Here is a 25,425-nt window from a genome sequence, read left to right on the forward strand (position 1 = left end):
GGCGTACGACCCGGCGGCGTACGACGCGCCGACCATGAGCTTCCGTCGCGACGACGTGCCCCGGCACTGAGGAGCCCGATCGCGGGTGGTCAGGCTCCGTCCGGGACGAGCCCCGCTTCGTACGCGACGATCGCCGCCTGGACGCGGTTCTTGACCCCCAGCCGGTCGAGGACCGCGCTCACGTACGCCTTGACCGTGCCTTCCACGAGGTGCAGCCGGGCCGCGATCTCCGGGTTGGACAGGCCCGCCCCGACCAGGCCGAGCACCTCGCGCTCGCGCGGGGTGAGGGCCTCGACGCGGGCGCGGGCGGTGGCGCCCCGGCCGAGCCGCCGGGCGCCGACGCCGTCGATGACGTGCCGGGCGACCCGGGGCGAGAGGAACGCGGCGCCGCCCGCCACCGCCCGTACGCCCGCGATGAGTTCGTGCGGGTCGCCGGACTTGAGCAGGAAGCCGGTGGCCCCGCCGCTCAGGGCCCGCGCGATGTAGGCGTCCTCGGAGAAGGTCGTCAGCATCGCGACACCGGTGCCGGGCAGCGTACGGACGATCTCCTCGCCGGCGGCGAGGCCGTCGAGGCGGGGCATACGGATGTCGAGCAGGGCGACGTCGGGCCGGTGGGCCTGCGCGAGCGCCACCGCCTCGCGACCGTCGCCGGCCTCCGCGACGACCTCGATGTCGCGGCCCGCGGAGAGGATGGCGCGCACGCCGGCGCGGATCATGGCCTCGTCGTCGGCGAGTAGGACGCGGATGGTGGATCTTCCCTGGTCGCTGTTCTCGTCATGCACCGTGCGCGCTCCTGTCTCTCTTGTTGTCTCACTTGTTGTCTCTTTTGTTCTTCTGGTTCTCGTCGGCCTCGCTCGCCGTGGGGATAACGGCCTTGTCCACGAGGCGGTCGGCTCCGGTGCCATGCTGGGTGAAGCAGAGCCTGAAGTGGGTGACCGCGGTGAACAGTTCGCCGCTCGCGCGGTAGTACGCGCAGTCGGCGCCCGTGGGTGGCGGCGTCGGCGCCCGCTCCAGTGGCGGGTCGGAGACGGTCCGCTCCGGGAGCACCCGCTCCACTTCGGCGCGGGTCTCGCCGACGCGCAGGCGCGCGTAGTCGGCGGGGTCCAGGACGGAGTGGGTGCGGGAGTACGCGTACCAGGCGAAGGTTCCGCCAATGAGCAGCGCACCCGTGGTGACCGCGGCGCCGAAGGCGAGGACCGTGCGGCGTCGGGCGTGGAGCGGGGGTGGGGTCGGGGATGGCGTGGGGGGTGGTCCGCCGGGTGGCAGGCGGGCGGTCACGCGGAAGCCGTGGTCGTGCGGGCCGGCTTCGAGGGTGCCGCCCAGGTCGGTGACGCGGGTACGCAGGGCGCGCAGGCCGGAGCCCCCGCCGGAGGGGGGCGGGGAACCGGGGTGGGCCGGGCGGCCGTTGGTGACGGTGACGGTTGTCGCGGGGGTGTCGTTTTCGGGGCTGCCGGGGTCGACGGGGTTGTTGTGTGTCAGTGCCACCGTGACGGGGGCGCCGGGCGCGTGTTTCGCCGCGTTGGTGAGGGCTTCCTGGACCACGCGGTGGGTGGTGGCGCGGGTCAACTCGGTGCGGGTGGGGCCGCCTTGTGAGGGGTGCGGGGCGCCCTCCTCGACGTACGTGATGTCCAGGCCCGATTCCGCGGCGCGGGCGACGAGTGCGGCGACGCTCTCGCCCGCGGGGGCCAGCGGGGCCTGTTCGTCGCCGTCCTCGCGGAGCAGGCCGATGATGGCGTGCAGGCGGTCCGTGGCCTGCGAGGCGGCGGCGCGGAGCTCCGCGGCGGCCTCGCGGTGCGGGTCCGGCAGGTCGGGGGCGACCTGGAGGGCGCCCGCCCGTACGGCGATCAGACTCAGTTCGTGGCCCAGGGAGTCGTGCATGTCCTGGGCGATACGGGCGCGTTCGCGCAGCCGGGCGCGGTCGGCGACGATGCGCTGTTCGCGCTCCAGCTGGTCGGCGCGGGCCCAGCCGGCGGCGGCCAGTTCACGGCCCTGCCGCCAGTAACGGCCCGCGAGCCAGGGGAAGACGGCACCGAAGAGCAGCGTCGCCATGAGGACGAGCCACTCCACGACCGGGTCGACGTCCCGTACGGCGATCTTGACGGTGCCGAGGAGGGCGATGCCCCCGAAGGCGAGGAGGGCGGGCCGTGCGTGGTCCGCGCGGCGGCCGAGGAGCAGGGCGAAGACGGCGAAGGCGGGGCCGTAGGCGAGCGTGAAGAGGGAGGGGGCGGTGGCGAGGCCGAGGGCGGCGGGGAGGAGGAAGGCGAGGAGGGGGCGGGTGCGGGAGAGGGCGGTGGCGGCGGCGAGGGCGGCCAGGCCGGCGAGTTGCCGGTCGAGGGGCCGGGGTTCGTTCAGACCGAGGCGGTTCACGGTCAGGACGGGGGTGGCGAGGGCGGCGAGGAGGAGGGCGGGGCGTGTGCGGTGGCCTTTTGTGCGGGGGGTTATGTGTCCGTCCTCGGTGCGGCGGGGTTCATCGCCTGTACGTCGTTCCACGGGGGCGACGTTACGTTTCGTGGGGTGGGGTGCGCCTCTGTCGATCGTCAGGTTCTCCGTACGGTCGACGTCTTCACCGTCTCCCCCGGCACCGTCCCGTTCCGGCCCACCGCTCCGCGGCGGTCTTCCCACCCACCCGCCCTTACGCCGACCACCCCGCCGGCGCGGCAAGCCCAGGCCGCACGAACCCACCGGGCGGGGCCCCATCCTCAGCCGCAGACGTCGACCTCCCACCGCACCCCGCCGCTCCGCGGCGGGCCCCACCTCCTCCTGCACCGTCTCGCCCCGCCCCGCCGCTCCGCGGCGGTTTCCCCACCCACCCGCCCTACTCAGCGGAATCGGCGCGGGGCAAACGGGCGGGTGGGTGGGGGAGGCCGTCGCGGAGCGACGGGGTGCGGTTCGTCACGGGCCGGGCCACCCGACGGAGGCAGGGACACACGGTGACGCCCCGCCGCGGAGCGGCGGCGTACGGCCACCCCCACCCACCCGCAGGGAACACCCCCACCCGGGGCCCGAGGCCGCCCCGGCCCACCCCCCACCCGTAAAACCGCAAAGGCCCCCGCGTGGGCGGACCCGCACCCCACCACCCCCGTGGCAGGATCGGAGATGCCATGACTGCTCCCACGAAGCCCATGCCGAACGGCCCCGCCCCCCGACACACCACCGGCGACGCCCACGCCGCCCCCGCCACTCCCGTCGCCCCCGCCGCCGGAGACGTCCCCGCATCCGTCGGCGAGGCCCTGCACACCCCCGTCATCGCGTGGTTCGAAACGCACGCCCGTGACCTGCCGTGGCGCCGCGAGGACGCCGGGCCGTGGGGCGTGATGGTCAGTGAGTTCATGCTCCAGCAGACGCCGGTGAGCCGCGTCCTGCCCGTCTACGAGCAGTGGCTCGCCCGCTGGCCCCGCCCCGCCGACCTCGCCAAGGAGGCCCCCGGGGAGGCCGTCCGCGCCTGGGGGCGGCTCGGCTATCCGCGCCGCGCCCTGCGGCTGCACGGCGCCGCCGTCGCCATAACGGAGCGGCACGGCGGTGACGTACCCACGCAGCACGCCCAGTTGCTCGCGCTGCCCGGCATCGGGGAGTACACCGCGGCGGCCGTGGCCTCGTTCGCGTACGGACAGCGGCACGCCGTCCTGGACACCAACGTCCGCCGCGTCTTCGCGCGGGCGGTGACCGGCGTGCAGTACCCGCCGAACGCGACGACCGCCGCCGAGCGCAAGCTCGCCCGCGCCCTGCTGCCCGAGGACGAGCGCACCGCGTCCCGGTGGGCGGCCGCCTCCATGGAGCTGGGCGCGCTGGTCTGCACCGCCAAGAACGAGAACTGCGCGCGGTGCCCGATCGCCGCGCAGTGCGCCTGGCAGACGGCGGGCAAGCCCGCGCACGAGGGCCCGGCCCGCCGCGGTCAGACGTACGCGGGGACGGACCGGCAGGTGCGCGGCAAGCTGCTCGCCGTGTTGCGCGAGGCCGTGACGCCGGTGCCGCAGGCCGCGCTCGACCGGGTGTGGGACGAGCCGGTGCAGCGGGCCCGCGCGCTGGACGGGCTGGTCGCGGACGGTCTCGTGGAGCCGCTGCCGGACGGCCTGTACCGCCTGCCCCTGACCTGACGCCCACGGCTGTTACACAACCTACGTACAGCCGTGCGTCCGCCGCTGGCTGCTCCGCACAACCTCGTGACAACGCCTCCGTACCTTCATATCCGTACCGCAGAGCAGGGACAGCGGTCGGCAATGGGGACGGAACGGAGGCGGTTTGGTATGGCGCACGGCGAGGTGCTCGAGTTCGAGGAGTACGTCCGCACACGGCAGGACGCTCTGCTGCGCAGTGCCCGACGCCTGGTCCCGGACCCCGTGGACGCCCAGGACCTGCTCCAGACCGCGCTCGTGCGGACGTACGGCCGCTGGGACGGCATAGCCGACAAGCGCCTCGCGGACGCCTATCTGCGCCGCGTCATGATCAATACGCGTACGGAGTGGTGGCGGGCCCGCAAGCTCGAAGAGGTGCCCACCGAGCAGCTGCCGGACGCGAGCGTGGAAGACTCCACCGAGCAGCACGCGGACCGCGCGCTGCTGATGGACATCATGAAGGTGCTCGCACCCAAGCAGCGCAGCGTGGTCGTGCTGCGACACTGGGAGCAGATGTCCACGGAGGAGACGGCCGCCGCCCTCGGCATGTCGGCCGGAACGGTCAAGAGCACGCTGCACCGGGCGCTCGCCCGGCTCCGCCAGGAGCTGGAGAGCCGCGACCTGGACGCCCGCGCGCTCGAACGTGAGGAGCGGGAGAGTTGCGCGGCCTAGGCCCCCGGGTCAGAAAGAGCGTCAAGGCGGTGACCGCGGCGATGGCCGGGGTCGCCGCCCTCGGCCTTTTGCTCTCCGCCTGTGCGACGGGCGGCTCCGGCGCGCGCGACGAGGGCCCCGCCCGCAGCGAGCCCGTGGTCTCCACGGCGCCGTCCCCGTCGTCCTCGGCCGCCGTGCCGACGAAGAAGATCGACGCGGTGCGGCTGGTGAAGAACGACCCGAAGGTCAGCCCGGTCATCAAGCGCGAGCTGAAGCCGTGCGTGGGGAAGGCCTACCCGGTCGACGTGTCGTACGGGAACCTGACCGGCGGATCGTCGTCCGATGTCGTGGTGAACGTGCTGACCTGCGGCGACGCGGTGGGCATCGGCAGCTACGTGTATCGCGCCCAGCGCGGCGAGTACGAGAATGTGTTCACGGCCGAGGAACCCGCCTCCGTCTACGCGGAGATCGACCGCGGCGACCTGGTCGTGACACAGCAGCTGTACGCGAAGGGTGACTCGGTGGCCTATCCATCCGGCGAGGAAGTGATCACGTACCGCTGGTCGTCCAACCGCTTCACCGAGCAGGGGCGCACGCGCAACGACTTCGGCAACGCGGTGGACGAACCGAGCGAACCGGCCGCGAACTGACCCCCTCCCCTCCCTGACCACGAGCCCCGCACACCGCACCGCCGCACCGCCGCACCGCCGCACCGACAAGGACTGAGAGCACCCGATGGCAGAGCAGACCCACGTCCTGTTCGTCGAGGACGACGACGTCATCCGCGAAGCGACCCAGCTGGCCCTGGAGCGCGACGGCTTCGCGGTGACCGCGATGCCCGACGGACTCTCGGGTCTGGAGGCGTTCCGCGCCGACCAGCCGGACATCGCGCTGCTCGACGTGATGGTGCCGGGCCTCGACGGCGTCTCGCTGTGCCGCCGCATCCGCGACGAGTCCACGGTCCCGGTCATCATGCTGTCGGCGCGTGCCGACTCCATCGACGTCGTGCTCGGCCTGGAGGCCGGCGCCGACGACTACGTGACCAAGCCGTTCGACGGTGCCGTCCTGGTCGCCCGGATCCGCGCCGTCCTGCGCCGCTTCGGCCACGCCAGCGGGCCGGGCTCGGCGGCGTCCGGCCAGGAGGAGGGCGACGCGGCGGACGGCGGCGTGCTGCACTTCGGCGACCTGGAGATCGACACGGTCGGCATGGAGGTGCACAAGGACGGCGCGCCGGTCGCGCTGACGCCGACCGAGATGCGCCTGCTGCTCGAGTTCTCGTCCGCGCCCGGCACGGTCCTCTCCCGCGACAAGCTCCTGGAGCGCGTGTGGGACTACGGCTGGGGCGGTGACACCCGCGTCGTCGACGTCCATGTGCAGCGGCTGCGTACGAAGGTGGGCCAGGACCGGATCGAGACGGTCCGCGGCTTCGGCTACAAGCTCAAGGCGTGAGCGGCGCGTGAGCGGGCGCGTGAGCGCAACCAACCAATTCGGCGTACTCAGGGGACGACACATATGAACGGGGGACGCAGGGCGGTCGAACGCGTCCGTGAGCGGTTCCGGGCCGGCCTGCACCTGCGTACGGGCGTGCGCTGGAAGATCGCCGCAGCCATCGCACTGGTCGGCGCGCTCGTCGCCATCGCGCTGAGCCTGGTCGTGCACAACGCCGCCCGCGTCTCGATGCTCGACAACGCCCGCGACGTGCAGGACGAGCGGATCCAGTTCGCCCTGCGGCTCTACTCCTCCGCCTCCCAGCGGCAGACCCTGCAGTTCGGCACGAAGGTCGACGACCCCGAGCTCCCGCAGGAGCTGCGGCAGAAGGTCCTCAGGGGCCGCCGCGCCACCTTCGTCGAGGAGAAGACCGACGGCGTGCCCGACATCTGGGCCGCCGTGCCGCTGGCGGACGGGCACGTCCTCTCGCTGCACTCCCGGTTCACCGACCGCAGCGCCACCGTCATGAAGGACCTCGACCAGGCGCTGGTCATCGGCTCGATCACGGTCGTCTTCGGCGGCTGCGCGCTGGGCGTGCTGATCGGCGGCCAACTGTCGCGCCGGCTGCGCAAGGCGGCGACGGCGGCGAGCGAGGTCGCCCAGGGGCAGACGGACGTGAGCGTCCGCGAGGCCATCGGCGGCGTCATGCGGGACGAGACCGACGACGTGGCCAGCGCCGTGGACGCCATGGCCGACGCCCTCAAGCAGCGCCTGGAGGCCGAGCGCCGGGTCACCGCGGACATCGCGCACGAGCTGCGCACGCCGGTGACCGGTCTGCTCACGGCGGCCGAGCTGCTGCCGCCCGGCCGTCCGACCGAGCTGGTCAGGGACCGCGCGCAGGCGATGCGCACGCTCGTCGAGGACGTACTGGAGGTGGCGCGGCTCGACTCCGCCGCCGAGCGGGCCGAGCTGCAGGACATCACCCTCGGCGAGTTCGTGTCCCGGCGGATGGCGGTCCTGACCACCGACGTGACGGTGACGGTCGTGCACGAGTCGGAGGTCACCACCGACCCGCGCCGCCTGGAACGCATCCTCGGCAACCTCGTCGCCAACGCCACCAAGCACGGCAAGCCGCCCATCGAGGTCAGCGTGGAGGGCCGGGTCGTCCGGGTCCGCGACCACGGCCCCGGTTTCCCCGAGGCGCTCCTGAACGAGGGGCCGAGCCGGTTCCGTACCGGCAGCGCCGACCGGGCGGGCCACGGGCACGGCCTCGGCCTGACGATCGCGGCGGGCCAGGCACGGGTGCTCGGCGCACGGCTCACCTTCCGCAACGTACGTCCGGCGGGGGCGTCGCCCGACGAGCCGGCCGAGGGCGCGGTGGCGGTGCTGTGGCTGCCGGAGCACGCGCCGACGAACACGGGGAGCTATCCGGTGCTGCAGCTGCCGGACAACTTCTGAGGCACTCCCCCACGATCACGACGACGGCCCCCGGCACCGAAGCGCCGGGGGCCGTCGTCCGCCGAGGCGGGGCAGGCAGGGGTCAGACGGGTTCCGCTACCGTCGTCCCGGACGGCCGCGCGGAGTCCCCACCCGCGTTCCCGGTCGTCTTGTCCGCACCGTCGGCCGTCTTGTGGGCGCCGTCGGCCGTGGCCTCGGCGCCGTCGACCATCTTCTCCGCACCGTCGAGGACCGCACCCTTGTCGAGGGCCGCACCCTTGTCGGCAGCCGCGGCGTGGTCCGAGGACGCCCCCTTGTCGGCAGCCGCGGCCTTCTCCGCCGGCCCCGACCCCCGCAGCGGCACCTCCTTCACGAAGAGCGCGGCGAGCAGCGCGGCGACGCTGATCGCGGCGCCCAGCAGGAAGGCCGAGTGCGTACCGGCCGACACCGCGTGCTGGTACGCGTCCCGCACGACCTCCGGCAGCGCCTCGAAGCGCGGTCCGGTCAGCTGCGACGTCTCCCCGGTGGCGTGGCCGCCCGCCGCACCGGCCCGCTCGGCCATCACGTCGGCGACGCGGTTGTTGAAGAGCGCGCCCATGATCGCGACACCGAAGGAGGAGCCGAGCGTACGGAAGAGGGTGGCCGAGGACGACGCCACACCCATGTCCTTCATCTCGACGCTGTTCTGCGCGACGAGCATCGTGATCTGCATCAGGAAGCCCATGCCGGCGCCGAGCACGGCCATGTAGAGGCCCGAGGTGAGGCGGGTCGTCTCGGTGTCCATCCGCGACAGCAGGAAGAAGCCGGTGATCATCAGGATGGTGCCGACGATCGGGAAGGCCCGGTACTTGCCGGTGGAGGTGGTGACCCGTCCCGCGACCATCGAGACGGCCATCATCGAGAGCAGCATGGGCAGCAGCAGCAGACCGGAGTTGGTCGCGGACGCGCCCTGCACGGTCTGCTGGTAGAGCGGCAGGAAGAGCATCGCGCCGAACATCACGAAGCCGGTGATGAAGCCGATCACGGCCATCAGCGAGAAGTTGCGGCTGGTGAAGATGTGCAGCGGCAGAATCGGTTCGGCGGCCTTCTTCTGTACGAAGAGGAAGCCGACGAGCGAGGCGACGCCGATGCCGATGAGCTCCATGATCACGGCGGAGCCCCAGGCGTACTCCGAACCGCCCCAGGTGGTGACCAGCACGAGCGCGCTGATGCCCACGGTGAGCAGGGCCGCGCCGAGGTAGTCGATGCGCCCCTGCGCCTTCTTCTTGGGCAGGTGCAGGACGGCGGTGACCATGGCGAGTGCGACGACGCCCAGCGGCAGGTTGATGTAGAAGGCCCAGCGCCAGCCGAGGTGGTCGGTGATGGAGCCGCCGACGAGCGGGCCGCCGATCATCGCGACCGCCATGACGCCGGTCATCATGCCCATGTACTTGCCGCGCTCCCGCGGCGGCACCAGGTCACCGATGATCGCCATGACGCCGACCATCAGTCCGCCCGCGCCGAGCCCCTGGATCGCGCGGAAGCCGATGAGCTGGTTCATGTCCTGCGCCATGCCGCTGAGCGCGGATCCGGCGAGGAAGATGACTATGGCGGTGAGGAACGAGCCCTTGCGCCCGTACATGTCACCGAGCTTGCCCCAGATGGGGGTGGAGGCGGCGGTCGCCAGGGTGTAGGCGGTGACCACCCACGACAGGTGCGCCATGCCGCCGAGGTCGCCGACGATGGTCGGCATCGCGGGGCTCACGATCATGTTGTCGAGCATCGCGAGCAGCATCGTGATCATCAGTGCCATCAGGACCACGCGCACGCTGCGCGGCTGTGGCTCCGCCTTCGCCACCGGCCCGGCCTCGGTTTTCTCTGCCATGTTCCCCACTCCCCGTACTCCCCGCCCTGTCCTGGAGCGATTTCCGACTGACCGGAACCCCGGCACTTACTTGCCGCCCGGCTAGTTGTCTACACTGAGGGAAGGTAGACCCCTAACTAGCCGGGCGTCAAGTAAGTTAAATCGAAGTTCAGTGGAGTCGAGGAGCACCCGGATGGGCACGCGCACAGGCACGAACAAGCAGCAGCGCCGCGGGAACACTCGCCAACGCATTCAGGACGTTGCCCTCGAACTCTTCGCCGAGCAGGGATACGAGAAGACGTCGCTCCGGGAGATCTCGGAGCGCCTCGACGTCACGAAGGCGGCGCTCTACTACCACTTCAAGACCAAGGAAGACATCCTGACCAGCATCTTCGATGACCTGACCAGGCCCATCGACGAGCTGATCGCCTGGGGCCACGAGCAGCCGCAGCCGGCCTCGCTGGAGATCAAGACCAAGGTCCTGACCCGCTACAGCGAGATCCTCATCGACGCGGCGCCGCTCTTCCGCTTCATGCAGGAGAACCAGGCCACGGTGCGCGACCTGAAGACCGGCGAAAGCTTCAAAGACCGCATGCTGGGGCTCTACGACCTCCTCAAGGACCCGGAGGCCGCCATGTCCGACCAGGTGCGCTGCTTCAGCGCGCTGTTCACCATGCACGGTGGGATGTTCGTGCTCAAGGACGTCGAAGGCGACCCCGAGGAGAAGCGCGAGGCCATCCTGGAGGTCGCCATCGATCTGGTGACGCGGGCGCACACGGGCGCGTGACCGCTTCCGCTCGGGGCTGCGGCGGTACGGGTCAGACCTTCACGTACGGGTCAGACCTTCACGCCCACCGAGTGGAGGAAGGCGACCGGGTCGACGGCCGAGCCGTAGTTCGGGTTGGTGCGGATCTCGAAGTGCAGGTGCGGACCGCTGGAGTTGCCGGTGTTGCCCGACTGGGCGATGTGCTGGCCGGTGCCGACGGTCTGGCCCACCCGGACGTCGATCCGGGAGAGGTGCGCGTACTGGGAGAACGTGCCGTTGCTGTGCTTGATCACGATGGCGTTGCCGTACGCGGGGCCGTCACCGGCGCCGACGGGGCCGGCCTTGACGACGGTGCCGCCGTGCACGGAGGCGACCGGGGTGCCGACCGGCACGGCGAAGTCCTGGCCGGAGTGCTTGTGCGACCACATGTTGCCGCCGAGGCCGAACTTCGCGGAGAGCGTGTAGTTGCTGACCGGGTCGACCCAGGCGGCGGCCTTGGCGGCGGCGGCCTTCTTGACGTCGGCGGCCTTCTTGGCCTGCGCCTCGGCCTTCTTGGCCTGGGCGTCGGCCTGCGCCTTGACCGAGTTCACGGTGACGCCGGGCAGCGCGCCGCCGCTCTTCGCGTCCCCCGCGGCGACCGAGACCCCGCCGCCGAGGACCGCCGACGCTCCGACGCCGAGGGCGAGGACGGCCACGCGGGTGCCGAGGAACGAGGGGCGGGGGGTCTGGGTGCGCTTGAGCATGAGGATGTCCTCCGGGGTGTACGACGGCGACGCCTGACGCGACGACCGAGGGGGGCATGAACGGACCCGGCGGGCGGAGGGGGCGGGTGAGTCACCCACGGCCCCGTGGACCGCGCTTCACCGGGTCGGCCATCCCTTGGTAACCCCCGTCCCCACGGATGCTCAAACACCCCTTCTACTACCCGGAGCCGTAGCGGCCCGGCAGCATTTAGTCCCCTTGAGCCCCCGAAATCCGGACAATTCCCCCTTGGGTGGAAAGGGGGTTGTTCGGCGGCGACGCAGGTTTACCCGCACGTCGGGCGCCCCCTCGACTCCCCACCCCACCGGGCGCGGACCGGCCGCACGGGGAGGCGACGGAGGTCCCGGAGGTTGCGGGCCGAAGGTCCCGGGCACGCGTCTCCCGGGGTCGACTATTCCGTGTAGTACGTGACGTAGGTCCTGTGCGCCATGTCACCGGGCCGCGGGTTTCCTCCCGCCTGCAGTGTGACGCCCGCTACTCTCGCGACCATGGACCCTGCGGTCATAGGCCCACGTCTGGCATCGAGTGTCGTCGCTCCCCTCATAAGAAAGCTGTTCGTGCACGAGGGGCCAGGCGCAGGCCTGGTGGACAAGCCCGTGCGGCTCTCCGGGCTCATCTCTTTCAGCGGCGAGAAGCGCACCTTGTCCCAGCAGGACCTGCACAAGCTCGTACGGCAGCTCGTCGAGCGGACCGCACGCGAGGCCCATGAGCGACCGGTCGACGGGATCGAGATCGGCGCCTTGACGGACGCGCTGAAGCGGACGCTTCACGCGTTGGCGGAGGTGGATCTCGACGACATCGAGGCTGTGCGTCTCGGCCACGGACGGCTCGCCGCCCGGCTGCACGAGCAGGCGGACGGATCTCGCCTCGTACGCCACCTCAACCAGGACACAGCGACCCTGTACTCGCGGCTCCTGGAGTGCGCCTGTCTGCACATCCTGCACTTCCTCACGCAGCGCTCGACGTTCGTCGCCCGCGCACTGGTCGAACAGAGTCGACAGCTCGACGAGCTGATCGTGCGAACGGACGCCCTCATCCGGCGGCTCGCCTCGCAGTCCGCGGAGGACGCGGGCTTCGAGACGCGTTACGAGGCATACGTCGCGAAGAAGTACAGCCGTCTCACGATCTACGGTGTCGATCTCAACGAGTCTCGCGACTGGCCCCTCGACACCGCCTACCTGAGCCTGCGAGCGTCCCGGGCTCCGAGCCACCCCACCGGATCCGACGGTGCCTTCTCCCCGGAAGGCCGCATCGGCCTGGACCCACCCGAGCCTTGCCCGCCCGCCCCCTCGGTGCCTGTGGAGGGGGTGTTCGCCGAGACGGAGCGGGTCCTGTTGCGTGGCGCCGCGGGGTCCGGCAAGACCACTCTCGTCCAGTGGCTCGCGGTCACTGCGGCCCGCCAGGATCGGCTCACGGGCGACTTTGCGCACCTCGTCGGACGCGTTCCTTTCGTGTTGCCGCTGCGTACCCTCACCCGTGGCGGTGCCTCCTTACCCGTCCCGGGTGACTTCCTCGGCGCGGGCGGCAACCCACTCGCCGGCGGCCAACCGCCCGGCTGGGCCGACCGCGTACTCTCGGCCGGCCGTGGGCTGCTGCTGGTCGACGGAATCGACGAGGTTCCCGAGGAGGAGCGCGAACGCACGCGGCGCTGGGTCTGCGACCTGCTCTCCGCCTACCCCGGAAACCTGTGGCTGGTCACGTCGCGCCCCTCCGCCGTCCGGGAGAACTGGTTGGGCGTTGAGGACTTCAGCGACTTGGAGCTCTCCCGCATGAGCCGGGAGAACATCCAGGTATTCATCCACCGTTGGCACGAGGCCGCTGCGGCTGACCCAGCTCTCGGTGACGCCTTGCTGGATGCCGTACGCACCAAGCAGGATCTCGGCCGACTTGCCACCAATCCCTTGATGTGCGCCCTGATTTGCGCCCTCCATCGCGAGCGCAGGGGGTTCCTTCCGCGTGGCAGGAAAGCGCTGTACGACGCGGCACTCTCCATGCTCTTGGAGCGCCGCGACCGCGAGCGCGAGATGACGGTGGAGTTGGACGCGGAGTCCCAGATCGAACTGCTTCAACGACTCGCGTACTGGCTCATTCGCAATGGGCGCTCCGAGATGGACCGTGTGGACGCCGTGAATCAGCTGGAGCGGCTCCTGCCCTCCATGCCGTACGTGACCGAGCAGGGCTCGGCCGAGGACATCCTGCGCCACCTTCTCGTACGGTCCGGCCTGTTGCGCGAACCGGGCGCCGGAGCGGTCGACTTCGTGCACCGTACCTTCCAGGATTACCTCGGTGCGCGAGCGGCTGTGGAGGAACGCGATTTCGACCTCCTCGTACGACATGCGCACCTGGACCAATGGGAGGACGTCATTCGTATGGCCGTCGCCCACGCCCGCCCCGACGAGCGAGTGCGACTGCTGCGAGGCCTGATGAAGCGGGGCGACAGGCAGCCGAAGCACCGAGTGCGACTGCATCTTCTGGCGATGGCCTGTCTGGAACATGCGGCCAAGCTCGATCCAGTGGTGCGCGAGGAGGTGGAGCGGAGGGCCGGGGATCTGATTCCGCCGCGGAACTACGCGGAGGCACGGAAGCTGTCCGAACTGGGACCCATCGTTCTGGAACTCTTGCCCGGTCCGGACGCGGTGTCGGACGAGCTGGAAGCGCAGTACGTAACGACTACAGCAGGGCTCATCGGCGGAGACGCGGCCCTCACGTATCTGACGAAGTATCGCGACTACGAGGGCATCGGGGCACGTAACCAACTCGGTGCGTTTTGGGCACGGTTCGACGCCGAGACATACGCCCGGGAAGTCATTCGACACTTGCGCACGGGGATCGCACCCCAGATCACCGTGCACTCTCCAGAGGAGTTGTCTCTTCTGAGCCGGATGGGCGGGCATTCCCGGGTGGAACTGGTCGGCGACTTCACCACGGAGCAAATCACGGAAGCCTTAGACGGCCGTCTGCTAGATCAACTGTCCATCGCCAACAACACGGTGGTCGGTGATCTCTCCTTCCTCACCCAGTTCCCACGTCTGCACCACCTCATCCTTAGAAGTTGTCCGCGTGTCTCGTCACTCGCGCCCGTGGTGCGGCTCCCACTGAAGCGGTTGCTCCTCCTGGAGCTCGCGCAGCTCGACGACCTGAGCCCGCTACAGGAGCTGGACCAACTGGAGTTACTGAGTACGCGCACCGAGAAGCCGTGGCCGGTCATCCCTCTCCTGCCGACCAGGGCACCGCTGACGTGTGTCTTTCCACCCCGGAACACAGCCGATCTCTCTGGTCTCGCGCGTTTCGCGTCCCTGCGTCAACTCGGACTGAACCTGTGTACTCCGCGAACCAACGAGGACTGGCTGACGATCGCGAGTCTGAAGAGCCTGCGCACCTTGTCCCTGAACGTCGACGAACTGTCGAGCCTGGCATGCTCCGAAGTCCGTCTGGATTGTGTCGAGCATGTGTCCCTCCTGGCCGATCGCAAGGCGTGCGACCTGCAGCAGGTCGTGACTGCATTTCCTTCCATTAGCCATTTGCAACTGTTGGAACCGCTGGCGCTTGATCTGGCTCCCCTCGCGGCACATGCCCGACTGAAACGGGTGTCGGTGCTGCTTCGCAGCGAGATCCTCAATGTGGACCAGCTACCCGCCTCTGTACTGCTAGACATCGACGGCCGCCCCGCCTCCCGAAGCTGACATCCTCACCGGTTGAGCTGGAACCACACGCCCTTGCCGGCACCGGCGGGGGTGACGCCGCACAGGTCCGACAGCGCGGTCACGAGGAAGAGCCCCCGCCCGCAGTCGTCCCCGGCGAGGGCCCGCCGGGGCGAGGGCAGCCGGTCGCTCCCGTCGTAGACGGCGATCCGTACGTGTGTCTCGGCGACGGCCGCCCGCAGGTGGACGTCACCTCTGGCGTGCCGGTGCACGTTGGTCACCAGCTCGGAGGTGCAGAGCGCGGCGGCCTCACCGAGGTGCCCGAGCCCGAGGGTCTCCAGGGTGCCGCGCACGAAGTCCCGGCACACCTTGGCGCATTGGGCTCCGCACGGGGTGAACAGGGTGTAGGTCTGCGGGAGTTCGGGTTCGCGCGGGACGACCGCGCAGGGATGTTCGGGTACGCCCATGAGACGCCTCCATGGCGATGGGTCGCTGCTTCGACGGATGGACCGCCCGCCACGGCCCGACCGCAGTGGCCTACCACCCCTCGCGGGCAACTCCACGTCCGGCACGGTGAGTTGGTACGGGCGGTGCGCTTCTGCGGGCGGGCATGACGGTGTTACTGCGTCGACAGCGAGGCTTCCGGCTTCGGTGCGTGAGCGTCGCCGGACTCAACGTAGCGATACGCTCAGCAATCGTGCAACCTGTTCGCTCCCACGAGTGGACCAACTACCCCTACCGGGGCACACTCTGACTCCAAACCCCCGGGAGGGATGGCGTGGCACTGAGAACGCAGATCACCGAGCGGCAGCGTCGCCTTGGTTCCGAGCTGCGCCGACTGCGGATACGTGCTGGCCTGTCGGTCGCGGAGGGGGCACGGCTGATCGATATGGGAGCACCTCAGCTGAGCCACATCGAAGCGGCACGCACGGCGATCCCCGCTCATCGCCTCCGAGACCTGGCAAGTGGGTACGGGTGCATGGATGCCCCCTATGTGGACGAGCTGGTTCGCATGGCCGAAAGCAGCGGCAAGGGCTGGTGGTCGGAGTACCGGAAGACGCGTCCGCAAACGTGGCTCGACCTCGCTGAGCTCGAAGACACCGCGACATCCATTCGCAGCCACGAGACGCTGCTTGTCCCGGGCCTGCTCCAGACCGAGGCGTACGTCCGTGCGCTTGTGGGAGCGGGTGTTCCCGACGCCTCAAGGGAGGCCGTGGAGACTGTCGTGCGGTATCGCATGGCCCGGCAGGCCGTACTCGACCCACCTCACGGCACTCCCCTGCATGCCGTCATCCATGAAGCCGCTCTCCATGTAGTCGTCGGCGACTCACGGGTCATGCGCACGCAACTGAGCCACCTGCTGCACATGGCGGCAAGACCCAATGTGACGATCCAGATCCTGCCGTTCGACGCAGGGCCCGGAGCCTGGCGCAGCGCCCCATTCCTACAAGTCGAGGCTGCCGTCGCCCAACTGGGATCGGTGGTGATCGAGCACCCGGGCGACAGTGTCGTACTGGATGACGAGGAGTCCCTGGGTCAGTACCGCGCTACGTTCGACGAACTGGCCCGTAGCGCCCTTCCCCCGGTCGTGCTGAACGAGCGGGCAGAAGCGCACGTCCATCGCGACTCATGGGGCCTGATCCAGCATCTGATCTACACCCACCAGGAGAAGCTCCGTGACTGAACTCCACTGGCAGAAGTCGTCCTTCAGCGAGGCGGCGGGCGCCAACTGCGTCAACGTAGCCACCGCCCCCACCGGTACCGCGCCGGCCCTCCACCTCCGAGAGAGCGACGACCCCACCACGGTCCTGACCACAACCCCAAAGGCCCTGGCGGCCCTCATACGCACGCTCACACCGAGCGCTGACCCCGAGGACACCCTGTGACCGAACCCCACTGGCAGAAGTCCTCGTTCAGCGAGGGCGCGGGCGCCAACTGCGTCTACGTAGCCGTCACCGACCCCGCCGACCGGGTCCACCTCCAAGAGAGCGACAACCCGGCCACCACCCTCACCACAACCCCCAAGGCCCTCGCGGCCCTCATCCGCGCAGTCACGCCCGCCCACACGTTCGGGTGACGTGACACCAACCAGCCCCCTGCGACCGGACGGGCCGATTGTCCAACAGCCCGTTGGACAATTGCCGGGGAGTGGTACGAGCGCACCGCACCGCCACCGCATCACAGCCTGAGACCGCCCCCGGCGATCGGTACGCAAAAGGGGGCTGCCCCGGACCATACGAAGTGGTCCGGGGCAGCCCCCTTGAAACGCGTACCCCGCGGGGCTACGCCTCCTTGCTCAGGTTCGGGCCCGCGCCGCCACCCGCGGCCGACTCGATCGGCGGCACGTCGGGGAGGGCCGCCTTCTCCTCGCCGCGGAAGGTGAACGTGGCGGTCTCGCCCTCGCCCTCCGTGTCGACGACCACGATGTGGCCGGGGCGCAGCTCGCCGAAGAGGATCTTCTCGGAGAGGCTGTCCTCGACCTCGCGCTGGATCGTGCGCCGCAGCGGACGCGCGCCGAGCACCGGGTCGTAGCCCTTCTTGGCGAGCAGCTCCTTCGCGGACTGGGAGAGCTCGATGCCCATGTCCCGGTCCTTCAGGCGCTCGTCCACCTTGGTGATCATCAGGTCGACGATCTGGAGGATGTCGTCCTGGCTGAGCTGCGGGAAGACGACGACGTCGTCCACGCGGTTCAGGAACTCCGGGCGGAAGTGCTGCTTCAGCTCGTCGCTGACCTTGTTCTTCATCCGCTCGTAATTGGACTTCGTGTCGCCCTGGGCGGCGAAGCCCAGGTTGAAGCCCTTCGAGATGTCACGGGTTCCAAGGTTGGTCGTCATGATGATGACCGTGTTCTTGAAGTCCACGACGCGGCCCTGGGAGTCGGTCAGGCGACCGTCCTCCAGGATCTGCAGGAGCGAGTTGAAGATGTCCGGGTGGGCCTTTTCGACCTCGTCGAACAGGACGACGGAGAACGGCTTGCGGCGGACCTTCTCGGTCAGCTGGCCGCCCTCTTCGTACCCCACGTAACCGGGGGGCGAACCGAAGAGGCGCGAGACCGTGTGCTTCTCGCTGAACTCCGACATGTCGAGGGAGATCAGCGCGTCCTCGTCGCCGAAGAGGAACTCGGCGAGCGCCTTGGAGAGCTCCGTCTTACCGACACCGGACGGGCCCGCGAAGATGAACGAGCCGCCGGGGCGCTTCGGGTCCTTGAGGCCCGCACGCGTACGCCGGATCGCCTTCGAGAGCGCCTTGACGGCGTCCTTCTGGCCGATGACGCGCTTGTGGAGCTCGTCCTCCATGCGCAGCAGGCGGGACGACTCCTCCTCGGTCAGCTTGAAGACCGGGATGCCCGTCGCCGTGGCGAGGACCTCGGCGATGAGCTCGCCGTCGACCTCGGCGACGACGTCCATGTCGCCGGCCTTCCACTCCTTCTCGCGCTTGGCCTTCGCGGCGAGCAGCTGCTTCTCCTTGTCGCGGAGGGAGGCTGCCTTCTCGAAGTCCTGGGAGTCGATGGCCGACTCCTTGTCGCGGCGCACGCCCGCGATCTTCTCGTCGAACTCGCGGAGGTCCGGCGGCGCGGTCATCCGGCGGATGCGCATCCGGGAACCGGCCTCGTCGATCAGGTCGATCGCCTTGTCCGGCAGGAAGCGGTCCGAGATGTACCGGTCGGCCAGGGTGGCGGCCTGGACCAGCGCCTCGTCCGTGATGGAGACCCGGTGGTGGGCCTCGTAACGGTCGCGCAGACCCTTGAGGATCTCGATGGTGTGCGGCAGCGACGGCTCCGCGACCTGGATGGGCTGGAAGCGGCGCTCGAGGGCCGCGTCCTTCTCCAGGTGCTTGCGGTACTCGTCGAGCGTGGTGGCGCCGATGGTCTGCAGCTCACCGCGGGCCAGCATCGGCTTCAGGATGGAAGCCGCGTCGATGGCGCCCTCGGCGGCACCCGCACCCACGAGCGTGTGCAGCTCGTCGATGAACAGGATGATGTCGCCGCGGGTGCGGATCTCCTTGAGGACCTTCTTCAGGCGCTCCTCGAAGTCACCGCGGTAGCGGGAACCGGCGACCAGGGCACCGAGGTCGAGGGTGTAGAGGTGCTTGTCCTTGAGGGTCTCGGGCACCTCGCCCTTGACGATGGCCTGGGCGAGGCCCTCGACGACGGCGGTCTTGCCGACGCCGGGCTCACCGATGAGGACCGGGTTGTTCTTCGTACGGCGGGACAGCACCTGCATGACCCGCTCGATCTCCTTCTCGCGCCCGATGACCGGGTCGAGCTTGGACTCACGAGCGGCCTGGGTGAGGTTCCGGCCGAACTGGTCGAGGACCAGGGACGTGGAGGGCGTGCCCTCGGCAGGACCGCCGGCGGTGGCGGTCTCCTTGCCCTGGTAGCCGGAGAGCAGCTGGATGACCTGCTGCCGCACCCGGTTGAGATCGGCGCCCAGCTTGACCAGGACCTGGGCGGCGACGCCCTCGCCCTCGCGGATCAGGCCGAGCAGGATGTGCTCCGTGCCGATGTAGTTGTGGCCCAGCTGAAGGGCCTCGCGGAGCGACAGCTCCAGGACCTTCTTGGCACGGGGGGTGAAGGGGATGTGGCCGGACGGAGCCTGCTGGCCCTGCCCGATGATCTCCTCCACCTGCTGGCGGACCGCCTCGAGCGAAATCCCGAGGCTCTCCAGGGCCTTAGCGGCGACACCCTCGCCCTCGTGGATCAAGCCCAGGAGGATGTGCTCGGTGCCGATGTAGTTGTGGTTGAGCATCCGGGCTTCTTCCTGAGCCAGGACGACAACCCGCCGCGCGCGGTCGGTGAACCTCTCGAACATCGTTAATCGCTCCTCAGAGCGGTCAGGCAGTAAGGGGTCGGTCCCCTCCCTGTCCTTCCGCAGCTTAGTCCCGCAAGCGGGGACCGCTCATTCCAACTGCCGACACCCGGCCCCCTTCACAGGGGAAGTCCTGACCTCGAACGCCGACAACTGCTCCAACCCGATGGTGCGAGACGATGTTCCCGCAGGCCAGGCAGTTACCCCCACCATCACTACGCCGATGGCGAACGTGAGGTGCCGCCGACCGCGTGTCGCCCCTTCCCACTAGGGATGTCTTACCCGCAAGGACGGACACTCCATGCGGCGCGCCCCGGTTCCCTCAGCTACGGGCGAACACCCTTGCGCCGCCGAGTGCCTCCTTGCGCCCCCTTTTCGGATGCGTAACGCATCCAGGCCGCTACCTTCCGTAACTCCGGCGCCTCGCGGGCTGTTGCTCCGACATGGCTCCCACAGTTCCTCAGCCCCGTATGCCGGCCGAGCGGAACGATCCGGTGCGGCGGTGGTACGAGAACGAGCTCGGCTGGGCGACCGCCCCCGGGCCCGGCCCGGTGCGCCTGGTGACGGGGCTGCGCTTCGACGTACTGCAGCTGCCGGCGGAGGCGGGCTTCGCGGCGCTGCGACACCTCGGGCCGAAGGCTCCGGTGGCGCTGCGCGGGGAAACGATGCGGCTCCTGGTCGGCGCGGGAAGCGCGGACGAGCTGCCGGGGCTGCTCGACTGGCTGGAGTGGGGCGGCATTCCGCTCGGCCTCACCGCGATCGGGGCGGGCGGGCGGATCGACGCGCCCACGCCTCCGGGGTGGTCCGGCTCGCGGGGGGCCGCCGTCTGGCTGCGACCCCCGGAGCCCGGCTGTGAGGTGGAGCCGACGCTGCCTGCGCTTGTCTCCCTGCCCGCCATGGCGGGAGGTGGGACTGCGCCGCACAGCGACCCCGCCGTGGGCTCCGGTCTCGTACGGCTGGTGGACACGGCGGCGACTCACTGCCACCGGGTCCGGCTGCGGCGTCGCAGCCGTCAGCCGTTGGCCTTCTCGTAGGCCTCGCGAATGGAGGCGGGGACGCGGCCGCGGTCGTTGACCTCGAAACCGTTCTCCTTCGCCCAGGCGCGGATCGCGGCGGTGTCCTGGCTGCCGCTGGACGCGGCGGCACGGGCCTTGCCGCGGCCGCCCGCACCACGGCCTCCGGTGCGCCGACCGGCCTTGACGAAGTCCTCGAGGGCGCCACGGAGCTTGTCCGCGTTGGCCGTGGTGAGGTCGATCTCGTAGGACTTGCCGTCCAGCGCGAACGTCACGGTCTCGTCTGCCTCGCCACCGTCGAGGTCGTCGACAAGAAGGACCTGAACCTTCTGTGCCACCGGATTTCCTTTCATCGATAACTGTGGGGCCGGGCCGCGCGGCGCACGCCGCCGATTCCTCGGCCCCTTGTTATATGCAGTACTGCAGTACGTCGGAAAGCAAACCGCTTTTGCCGGAAAAACACAAACCCCTGGGAGAGACCGGGGACCCCAGGAACCCTGGAAACGTGCGCGTTTCGGACATAGGGCACCCGGGCAGGCTGCCGCCAGGAATACGCGCGTTCCGTCGATGCCCCGTTCACTGTTCCGTCACGCTTCCCGCCGCGGCGATCACAGATGCAGAAGCATCCGGCTGTTGCCCAAGGTGTTCGGTTTCACTCGTTCGAGGCCGAGGAACTCCGCTACGCCCTCGTCATAGGAACGCAGGAGCTCGCTGTAGACATCTCCGTCGACCGGAGTCTCGCCGATCTCCACGAAGCCGTGCTTCGCGAAGAAGTCGACTTCGAAGGTGAGACAGAAAACCTTGCGGACGCCGAGCCAGCCCGCGGTCTGCAGCAACTTGCCCAACAGTTGGTGTCCCACTCCGGCCCCCTTGACGTCCGGGTTCACGGCGAGGGTGCGGACTTCCGCGAGGTCTTCCCACATCACGTGCAGTGCGCCGCAGCCGACCAACTCCGCGTTGTCGTCGCGTTCCGCCACCCAGAACTCCTGGATGTCCTCGTAAAGGGTCACCGTCGCTTTGTCCAGGAGGATGCGCTCGCGGACGTAGGAGTCGAGGAGCCGGCGCACGGCCGGCACATCGGAGGTTCGCGCCCTGCGGACGGAGACCGCTTTTGCGCTGAGTTCGCTGAGTTCGCTGACTTCGTTGCGTTCGTTGCGTTCGTTGCGTCCGGGGACCTCTGCTGGCATGAGCGGACGCTATCGCTCTGCGGCGCGCTCCGCCGAGCCGGGGTTCTCCGGGCCTTGGACGATACGCATCGCGTCGCTCAGCGCTTCGCGCTGTTCCTCCGACATCATGCCGAAGAACGCGACGAGAGCGGCCGCGGGGTTGTCGCTCCGGGACCAGGCTTCGTTCATCAGTGCGGCTGCGTAGGCGGCACGAGTGGAGACCGCCTCATATCGATAGGCGCGGCCTTCCGCTTCCCGACGCACCCAGCCCTTCTGATGGAGATTGTCCAAAACGGTCATCACGGTCGTGTACGCGATGGACCGTTCCTGCTGAAGGTCTTCCAGGACTTCTCGAACGGTCACGGGGCGGTTCCACTTCCACACCCGCGTCATGACAGAGTCTTCGAGTTCTCCCAATGGACGAGGCACAGCAGAACAATAGTGGGAGACGTCACTATTGGCGTGATGTATGAGGGACGTGGCGTACCCCTAATTCTGCAACAAAAAGGGCGTACGACTCGAAACGCATGAGTCGTACGCCGGTGAGGGGCAGGCCGGCCGGGGTGCGGCGCGGGTCAGGCGCCGTTGGTCTTCGGGCCCTGGTGGACGGCTTCGGCGCGGGAGATCGCGGCGTCGACGGCCGCGTCCTCCTTGGTCTTGTTGGCGCCGCCCTGGGACTTCACGATCGTCACGATGAGCCAGGTGAAGAACACGGCCATCACTACCGGGGGCACGAGCGCGGAGACGTAGTCCATGCCCCCCAGGGTAGCTAGCCGGCGACGAGCTGGTGCGGCGGGTCCGCCGGTGTCTCGGTGCGGCGCTTCGGCGGGAAGACCTCCGCGGGGGTGGGAACCGGGCGGGGCGGCTCGGACGCGGGGGCCGGACGGCGTTCGGCGGGCGCCTTGGGCCGGGGGGCCGCGGGGTCCGCCGCGTCGGCCTCGGGGGCGTGCAGGCCGCCGGGCAGGGCGAGGAGGCGGGTGCGGGTACGGGTACGGGAGGCGGGTGCGGGGATCGCGGCGCGCTCCGGTACGGGGACGGCGCGGCCCGCGAGACGGGCGCGGACGGACCGTTCGGCCAGGGCGCGGCAGCGGTCGAGGAGGGCGGCGGCGACCGGGTTGCCGCGCAGGGCGCGCAGCGCGGCGAGGTCATCGGCGCCGGGCTGGTAGCCGGTGGCGAGGACGTCGTCGAGGAGTCCGAGGTAGCCGGAGGCGGTTCCGGGCAGGGCCGCGCGGTACCGGGCGAGGTCGGCCACGAGGAAGGCGCGCAGCCGGGCGCCCTCGCGCACCGCTTCGTCGACCGATTCGGCGAGACGCAGACAGTCCTGGACGTCCTCGTCCGCGGCGGGGCTGGGGTGCAGGGCGAGGGCCAGGGCGCGACGGAGCACACGCAGCTCCTCCGCACTGAAGGCCATGCCGCCTCGGGATCCGTATGGCGTGGGCATGGACTGACGATACGCGCAGAACGGACAAAATCCGCTTAACGCCAGTGCGTGGCGTCTTCGCTTGGGCGGGGACTTGGTGGGCCTGCGTGTTATTTGCGGGGGCGTGGACTTGTGGGCCTCCGCGTTATCGCGGGGGGCGTTGACTTCTGGGCCTGCGCGTTATTCGCGCTGCGTGCCCGCTTCGCGGGCTTCTCCCCACCCGCCCGCCCTTTTCATGCCCCGGGGCGGCCGGGGTTTCGTGGCGTTCTAGTCCGCGCGGCGGCGTAGCAAGGCGTAGGTCACCGCTCCTATGCCCAACGCCGCGACCGCCGCGACCGCCAGCCAGGGCAGGATGCCTGCACCCGCCCCGGCCAGAGTCGGGGCGGGCGGCGTGGTCGCGGATGCCGCCGGGGCGGGGCCGGCCAGTACCGCCGCCCATGCGACCGCCGCCACAACACGTCTCTTGCGCCTCATCCGCCCCAGCCCGCCCTACACCCGCCCAAGCCCCGTCCCTGCGCAGACTCTTGCAGAAGGTGGAGAGTTATGCACACGAGGGCAACAGCAATCGGTCAGGAACGGGCAATGTTCCGTTCGTAGACGAGGCGGAGACCGATCAGCGTCAGCCATGGTTCGTGCTCGTCGATGACGGTCGCCTCACCGAGCACCATCGGCGCGAGACCACCCGTCGCGATCACCGTCACGTCGTCCGGATCGCCGCCCGCGCCCGCGAGTTCGCGCGCCATGCGGTTCACGACGCCGTCGACCTGGCCCGCGAAGCCGTACAGGATGCCCGCCTGCATGGCCTCCACGGTGTTCTTGCCGATGACGCTGCGCGGCCGGGCCAGCTCGATCTTGCGGAGCTGCGCGCCCCGTACGCCGAGGGCCTCCACGGAGATCTCGATGCCGGGAGCGATGACGCCACCCGCGTACTCCCCGCGCGCGGAGACCGCGTCGAAGGTCGTCGCGGTGCCGAAGTCGACGACGATCGCGGGCCCGCCGTAGAGCTCGACGGCCGCGACCGCGTTGATGATGCGGTCGGCGCCGACCTCCTTGGGGTTGTCCATGAGGATCGGGACGCCGGTCTTGATGCCCGGCTCGACCAGGACCGCGGGGACGTCCCCGTAGTACCTGCGGGTGACCTCGCGCAGCTCGTGCAGGACGGAGGGGACCGTCGAGCAGATCGCGATGCCGTCGATGCCGTCGCCCAGCTCGTCGCCGAGCAGTGGGTGCATGCCCATCAGGCCGTGCAGCAGGACGGCGAGTTCGTCGGCGGTGCGGCGGGCGTCGGTGGAGATGCGCCAGTGCTCGACGATGTCCTCGCCGTCGAAGAGGCCGAGGACGGTGTGGGTGTTGCCGACGTCGATGGTGAGGAGCATCAGTCCCGCACCGCTTCCCGCAGGTCGAGGCCGATGTCGAGGATCGGGGACGAGTGCGTGAGCGCGCCCACCGCGAGGTAGTCGACGCCCCGCTCCGCGTACGCGCGGGCGTTCTCCAGGGTGAGGCGGCCGGAGGATTCGAGGAACGCGCGGCCCGCCACGATGGCGACCGCCTCCTCGGTCTCGGCCGGCGTGAAGTTGTCCAGGAGGATCAGGTCCGCGCCCGCGTCGACGACCTCGCGCAGCTGGTGCAGCGTGTCGACCTCCACCTCGATGGCGAGGCCGGGGAACTGCTCCCGTACGGCCTTGAAGGCCTGGGCCACGCCGCCCGCGGCGACCACGTGGTTGTCCTTCACCAGGGCCGCGTCGGAGAGCGACATGCGGTGGTTGACGCCGCCGCCCATGCGCACCGCGTACTTCTCCAGGGCGCGGTAGCCGGGCGTCGTCTTGCGGGTGTCGCGGACCTTCGCCTTCGTGCCCTCCAGCGCGTCCGCCCACGCGCGCGTGGCGGTCGCGATGCCCGACAGGCGGCACAGCAGGTTCAGCGCGCTGCGCTCGGCGGTGAGCAGGTCGCGGGTGCGGGTGGTGACGCTCAGGAGGACGTCGCCGGGCTCGACGCGGTCGCCGTCCTCGACGTGCCGCTCGACCTCGAATTCCTCCTCGCAGACCACGGAGAGGACGGCCTCGGCGACGCGCAGGCCGGCCACCGTGCCGGCCTCGCGCGCGGCGAAGTCCGCGGTGGCGACGGCGTCTTCGGGGATGGTCGCGGCCGTGGTGACGTCCACGCCGCCGGCCAGGTCCTCCTCGATGGCCATGTGCGCGATGTCCTCGATCTGCAGCGGGTCGAGGCCCGCCTCGGTCAGGAGCAGCGCGAGAGCGGGGTCGAGGCCGCACTCCAGGGGGTCGAACGCTTCGCCGCCGCCGTCGCAGCCGCAGGCGTCGCCGCAGCCACCGCCCGCGGCTGGGGGGCTGGCGAGGGGGAGGTCGTCGGGGGTGCTCACG

Annotated in this window: 24 protein-coding genes; 11 read left to right on the top strand and 13 right to left on the bottom strand. The window is 70.0% G+C overall.

All coding sequences use genetic code 11. The features are described 5' to 3' along the window. Positions 1–89 precede the first annotated feature (89 nt). Entirely contained in the window at positions 90–716 is a 627-nt protein-coding gene (locus ACZ6CV_RS09620) for a response regulator (protein WP_469250877.1), read from the bottom strand. A gap of 94 nt (positions 717–810) precedes the next feature. Beyond that, positions 811–2,490: a sensor histidine kinase gene (locus ACZ6CV_RS09625; protein WP_469250338.1), complete on the bottom strand. Its 1,680-nt coding sequence runs from the start codon at positions 2,488–2,490 to the stop codon at positions 811–813. Positions 2,491–3,101: 611 nt separating this feature from the next. On the opposite strand from ACZ6CV_RS09625, the gene ACZ6CV_RS09630 reads away from it, so the two are divergent. The 5 genes from ACZ6CV_RS09630 (at position 3,102) to cseC (ending at position 7,649) form a co-directional block, all read left to right on the top strand. Next, positions 3,102–4,094, top strand: coding sequence for an HhH-GPD family protein (locus ACZ6CV_RS09630; RefSeq protein WP_469250339.1), 993 nt, complete (start codon positions 3,102–3,104; stop codon positions 4,092–4,094). 150 nt (positions 4,095–4,244) lie between these two features. Then, positions 4,245–4,784, top strand: coding sequence for a SigE family RNA polymerase sigma factor (locus ACZ6CV_RS09635; protein ID WP_055567865.1), 540 nt, complete (start codon positions 4,245–4,247; stop codon positions 4,782–4,784). Positions 4,785–4,825: 41 nt separating this feature from the next. Further along, entirely contained in the window at positions 4,826–5,413 is a 588-nt protein-coding gene (locus tag ACZ6CV_RS09640) for a hypothetical protein (protein WP_469250878.1), read from the top strand. 85 nt (positions 5,414–5,498) lie between these two features. After that, positions 5,499–6,212: a two-component system response regulator CseB gene (gene cseB / locus ACZ6CV_RS09645; protein WP_469250340.1), complete on the top strand. Its 714-nt coding sequence runs from the start codon at positions 5,499–5,501 to the stop codon at positions 6,210–6,212. A gap of 63 nt (positions 6,213–6,275) precedes the next feature. After that, on the top strand, positions 6,276–7,649 hold the full coding sequence (cseC, locus tag ACZ6CV_RS09650) for a two-component system sensor histidine kinase CseC (protein ID WP_362374841.1): 1,374 nt from the start codon (positions 6,276–6,278) through the stop codon (positions 7,647–7,649). 82 nt (positions 7,650–7,731) lie between these two features. On the opposite strand, the gene ACZ6CV_RS09655 is transcribed toward cseC, so the two are convergent. Beyond that, complete coding sequence (locus ACZ6CV_RS09655; protein WP_469250342.1) at positions 7,732–9,492, bottom strand: MDR family MFS transporter; 1,761 nt, start codon at positions 9,490–9,492, stop codon at positions 7,732–7,734. Positions 9,493–9,664: 172 nt separating this feature from the next. On the opposite strand from ACZ6CV_RS09655, the gene ACZ6CV_RS09660 reads away from it, so the two are divergent. Continuing rightward, positions 9,665–10,258 carry a TetR/AcrR family transcriptional regulator gene (locus tag ACZ6CV_RS09660; protein ID WP_362374837.1) on the top strand — a complete coding sequence of 198 codons (594 nt, stop codon included), beginning with the start codon at positions 9,665–9,667 and terminating at the stop codon, positions 10,256–10,258. Positions 10,259–10,308: 50 nt separating this feature from the next. Here the strand turns inward: ACZ6CV_RS09660 and ACZ6CV_RS09665 are convergent, their stop codons facing one another. Continuing rightward, positions 10,309–10,980 carry a M23 family metallopeptidase gene (locus tag ACZ6CV_RS09665; protein ID WP_469250343.1) on the bottom strand — a complete coding sequence of 224 codons (672 nt, stop codon included), beginning with the start codon at positions 10,978–10,980 and terminating at the stop codon, positions 10,309–10,311. Between the two features lie 507 nt (positions 10,981–11,487). On the opposite strand from ACZ6CV_RS09665, the gene ACZ6CV_RS09670 reads away from it, so the two are divergent. Next, positions 11,488–14,682 (top strand): NACHT domain-containing protein, encoded by a 3,195-nt coding sequence (locus ACZ6CV_RS09670; RefSeq protein ID WP_469250344.1) that lies wholly within the window; start codon positions 11,488–11,490, stop codon positions 14,680–14,682. Between the two features lie 5 nt (positions 14,683–14,687). On the opposite strand, the gene ACZ6CV_RS09675 is transcribed toward ACZ6CV_RS09670, so the two are convergent. Then, positions 14,688–15,107, bottom strand: coding sequence for an ATP-binding protein (locus ACZ6CV_RS09675; RefSeq protein ID WP_469250345.1), 420 nt, complete (start codon positions 15,105–15,107; stop codon positions 14,688–14,690). Between the two features lie 311 nt (positions 15,108–15,418). Between ACZ6CV_RS09675 and ACZ6CV_RS09680 the strand changes: the two genes are divergently transcribed. Genes ACZ6CV_RS09680 through ACZ6CV_RS09690 form a run of 3 tightly spaced genes read left to right on the top strand, consistent with a single transcriptional unit; the run spans position 15,419 to position 16,717 of the window. Beyond that, positions 15,419–16,324, top strand: a complete 906-nt coding sequence (locus tag ACZ6CV_RS09680) for a helix-turn-helix domain-containing protein (protein WP_469250346.1) — start codon at positions 15,419–15,421, stop codon at positions 16,322–16,324. After that, a complete protein-coding gene (locus ACZ6CV_RS09685) occupies positions 16,317–16,526 on the top strand; it encodes a DUF397 domain-containing protein (protein WP_469250347.1) in 210 nt (69 codons plus the stop codon). Before ACZ6CV_RS09680 ends, ACZ6CV_RS09685 begins: the two co-directional genes overlap by 8 nt. Next, positions 16,523–16,717, top strand: coding sequence for a DUF397 domain-containing protein (locus ACZ6CV_RS09690; RefSeq protein WP_469250348.1), 195 nt, complete (start codon positions 16,523–16,525; stop codon positions 16,715–16,717). The genes ACZ6CV_RS09685 and ACZ6CV_RS09690 overlap by 4 nt, the downstream gene beginning before the upstream one ends. Before the next feature lie 205 nt (positions 16,718–16,922). Here ACZ6CV_RS09690 and ACZ6CV_RS09695 read toward each other — a convergent pair whose 3' ends face one another. Next, a complete protein-coding gene (locus ACZ6CV_RS09695; protein WP_355811190.1) occupies positions 16,923–19,451 on the bottom strand; it encodes an ATP-dependent Clp protease ATP-binding subunit in 2,529 nt (842 codons plus the stop codon). 440 nt (positions 19,452–19,891) lie between these two features. Here ACZ6CV_RS09695 and ACZ6CV_RS09700 point away from each other — a divergent pair, with 440 nt between their 5' ends. After that, positions 19,892–20,482: an SCO3374 family protein gene (locus ACZ6CV_RS09700; RefSeq protein WP_469250349.1), complete on the top strand. Its 591-nt coding sequence runs from the start codon at positions 19,892–19,894 to the stop codon at positions 20,480–20,482. Here the strand turns inward: ACZ6CV_RS09700 and ACZ6CV_RS09705 are convergent. From ACZ6CV_RS09705 to nadC, 7 genes are all read right to left on the bottom strand, one after another. Further along, on the bottom strand, positions 20,461–20,799 hold the full coding sequence (locus ACZ6CV_RS09705; RefSeq protein WP_469250350.1) for a histone-like nucleoid-structuring protein Lsr2: 339 nt from the start codon (positions 20,797–20,799) through the stop codon (positions 20,461–20,463). The two genes, ACZ6CV_RS09700 and ACZ6CV_RS09705, sit on opposite strands and share 22 nt — an antisense overlap. Before the next feature lie 270 nt (positions 20,800–21,069). After that, positions 21,070–21,648, bottom strand: coding sequence for an amino-acid N-acetyltransferase (locus tag ACZ6CV_RS09710; RefSeq protein ID WP_362374823.1), 579 nt, complete (start codon positions 21,646–21,648; stop codon positions 21,070–21,072). 9 nt (positions 21,649–21,657) lie between these two features. After that, positions 21,658–22,056 (bottom strand): BlaI/MecI/CopY family transcriptional regulator, encoded by a 399-nt coding sequence (locus ACZ6CV_RS09715; RefSeq protein ID WP_355811180.1) that lies wholly within the window; start codon positions 22,054–22,056, stop codon positions 21,658–21,660. A 146-nt stretch (positions 22,057–22,202) separates the two neighbouring features. Further along, positions 22,203–22,382 carry a hypothetical protein gene (locus ACZ6CV_RS09720; protein WP_355811178.1) on the bottom strand — a complete coding sequence of 60 codons (180 nt, stop codon included), beginning with the start codon at positions 22,380–22,382 and terminating at the stop codon, positions 22,203–22,205. A 14-nt stretch (positions 22,383–22,396) separates the two neighbouring features. Then, positions 22,397–23,068: a hypothetical protein gene (locus ACZ6CV_RS09725; RefSeq protein WP_469250351.1), complete on the bottom strand. Its 672-nt coding sequence runs from the start codon at positions 23,066–23,068 to the stop codon at positions 22,397–22,399. Between the two features lie 548 nt (positions 23,069–23,616). Continuing rightward, positions 23,617–24,423, bottom strand: a complete 807-nt coding sequence (locus ACZ6CV_RS09730; RefSeq protein WP_355811169.1) for a type III pantothenate kinase — start codon at positions 24,421–24,423, stop codon at positions 23,617–23,619. Continuing rightward, positions 24,423–25,424, bottom strand: coding sequence for a carboxylating nicotinate-nucleotide diphosphorylase (nadC, locus tag ACZ6CV_RS09735; RefSeq protein ID WP_469250352.1), 1,002 nt, complete (start codon positions 25,422–25,424; stop codon positions 24,423–24,425). The genes ACZ6CV_RS09730 and nadC overlap by 1 nt, the downstream gene beginning before the upstream one ends. Between the last annotated feature and the right edge of the window lies 1 nt (position 25,425).

It is taken from the genome of Streptomyces sp. NPDC041713 (genome assembly GCF_055591085.1).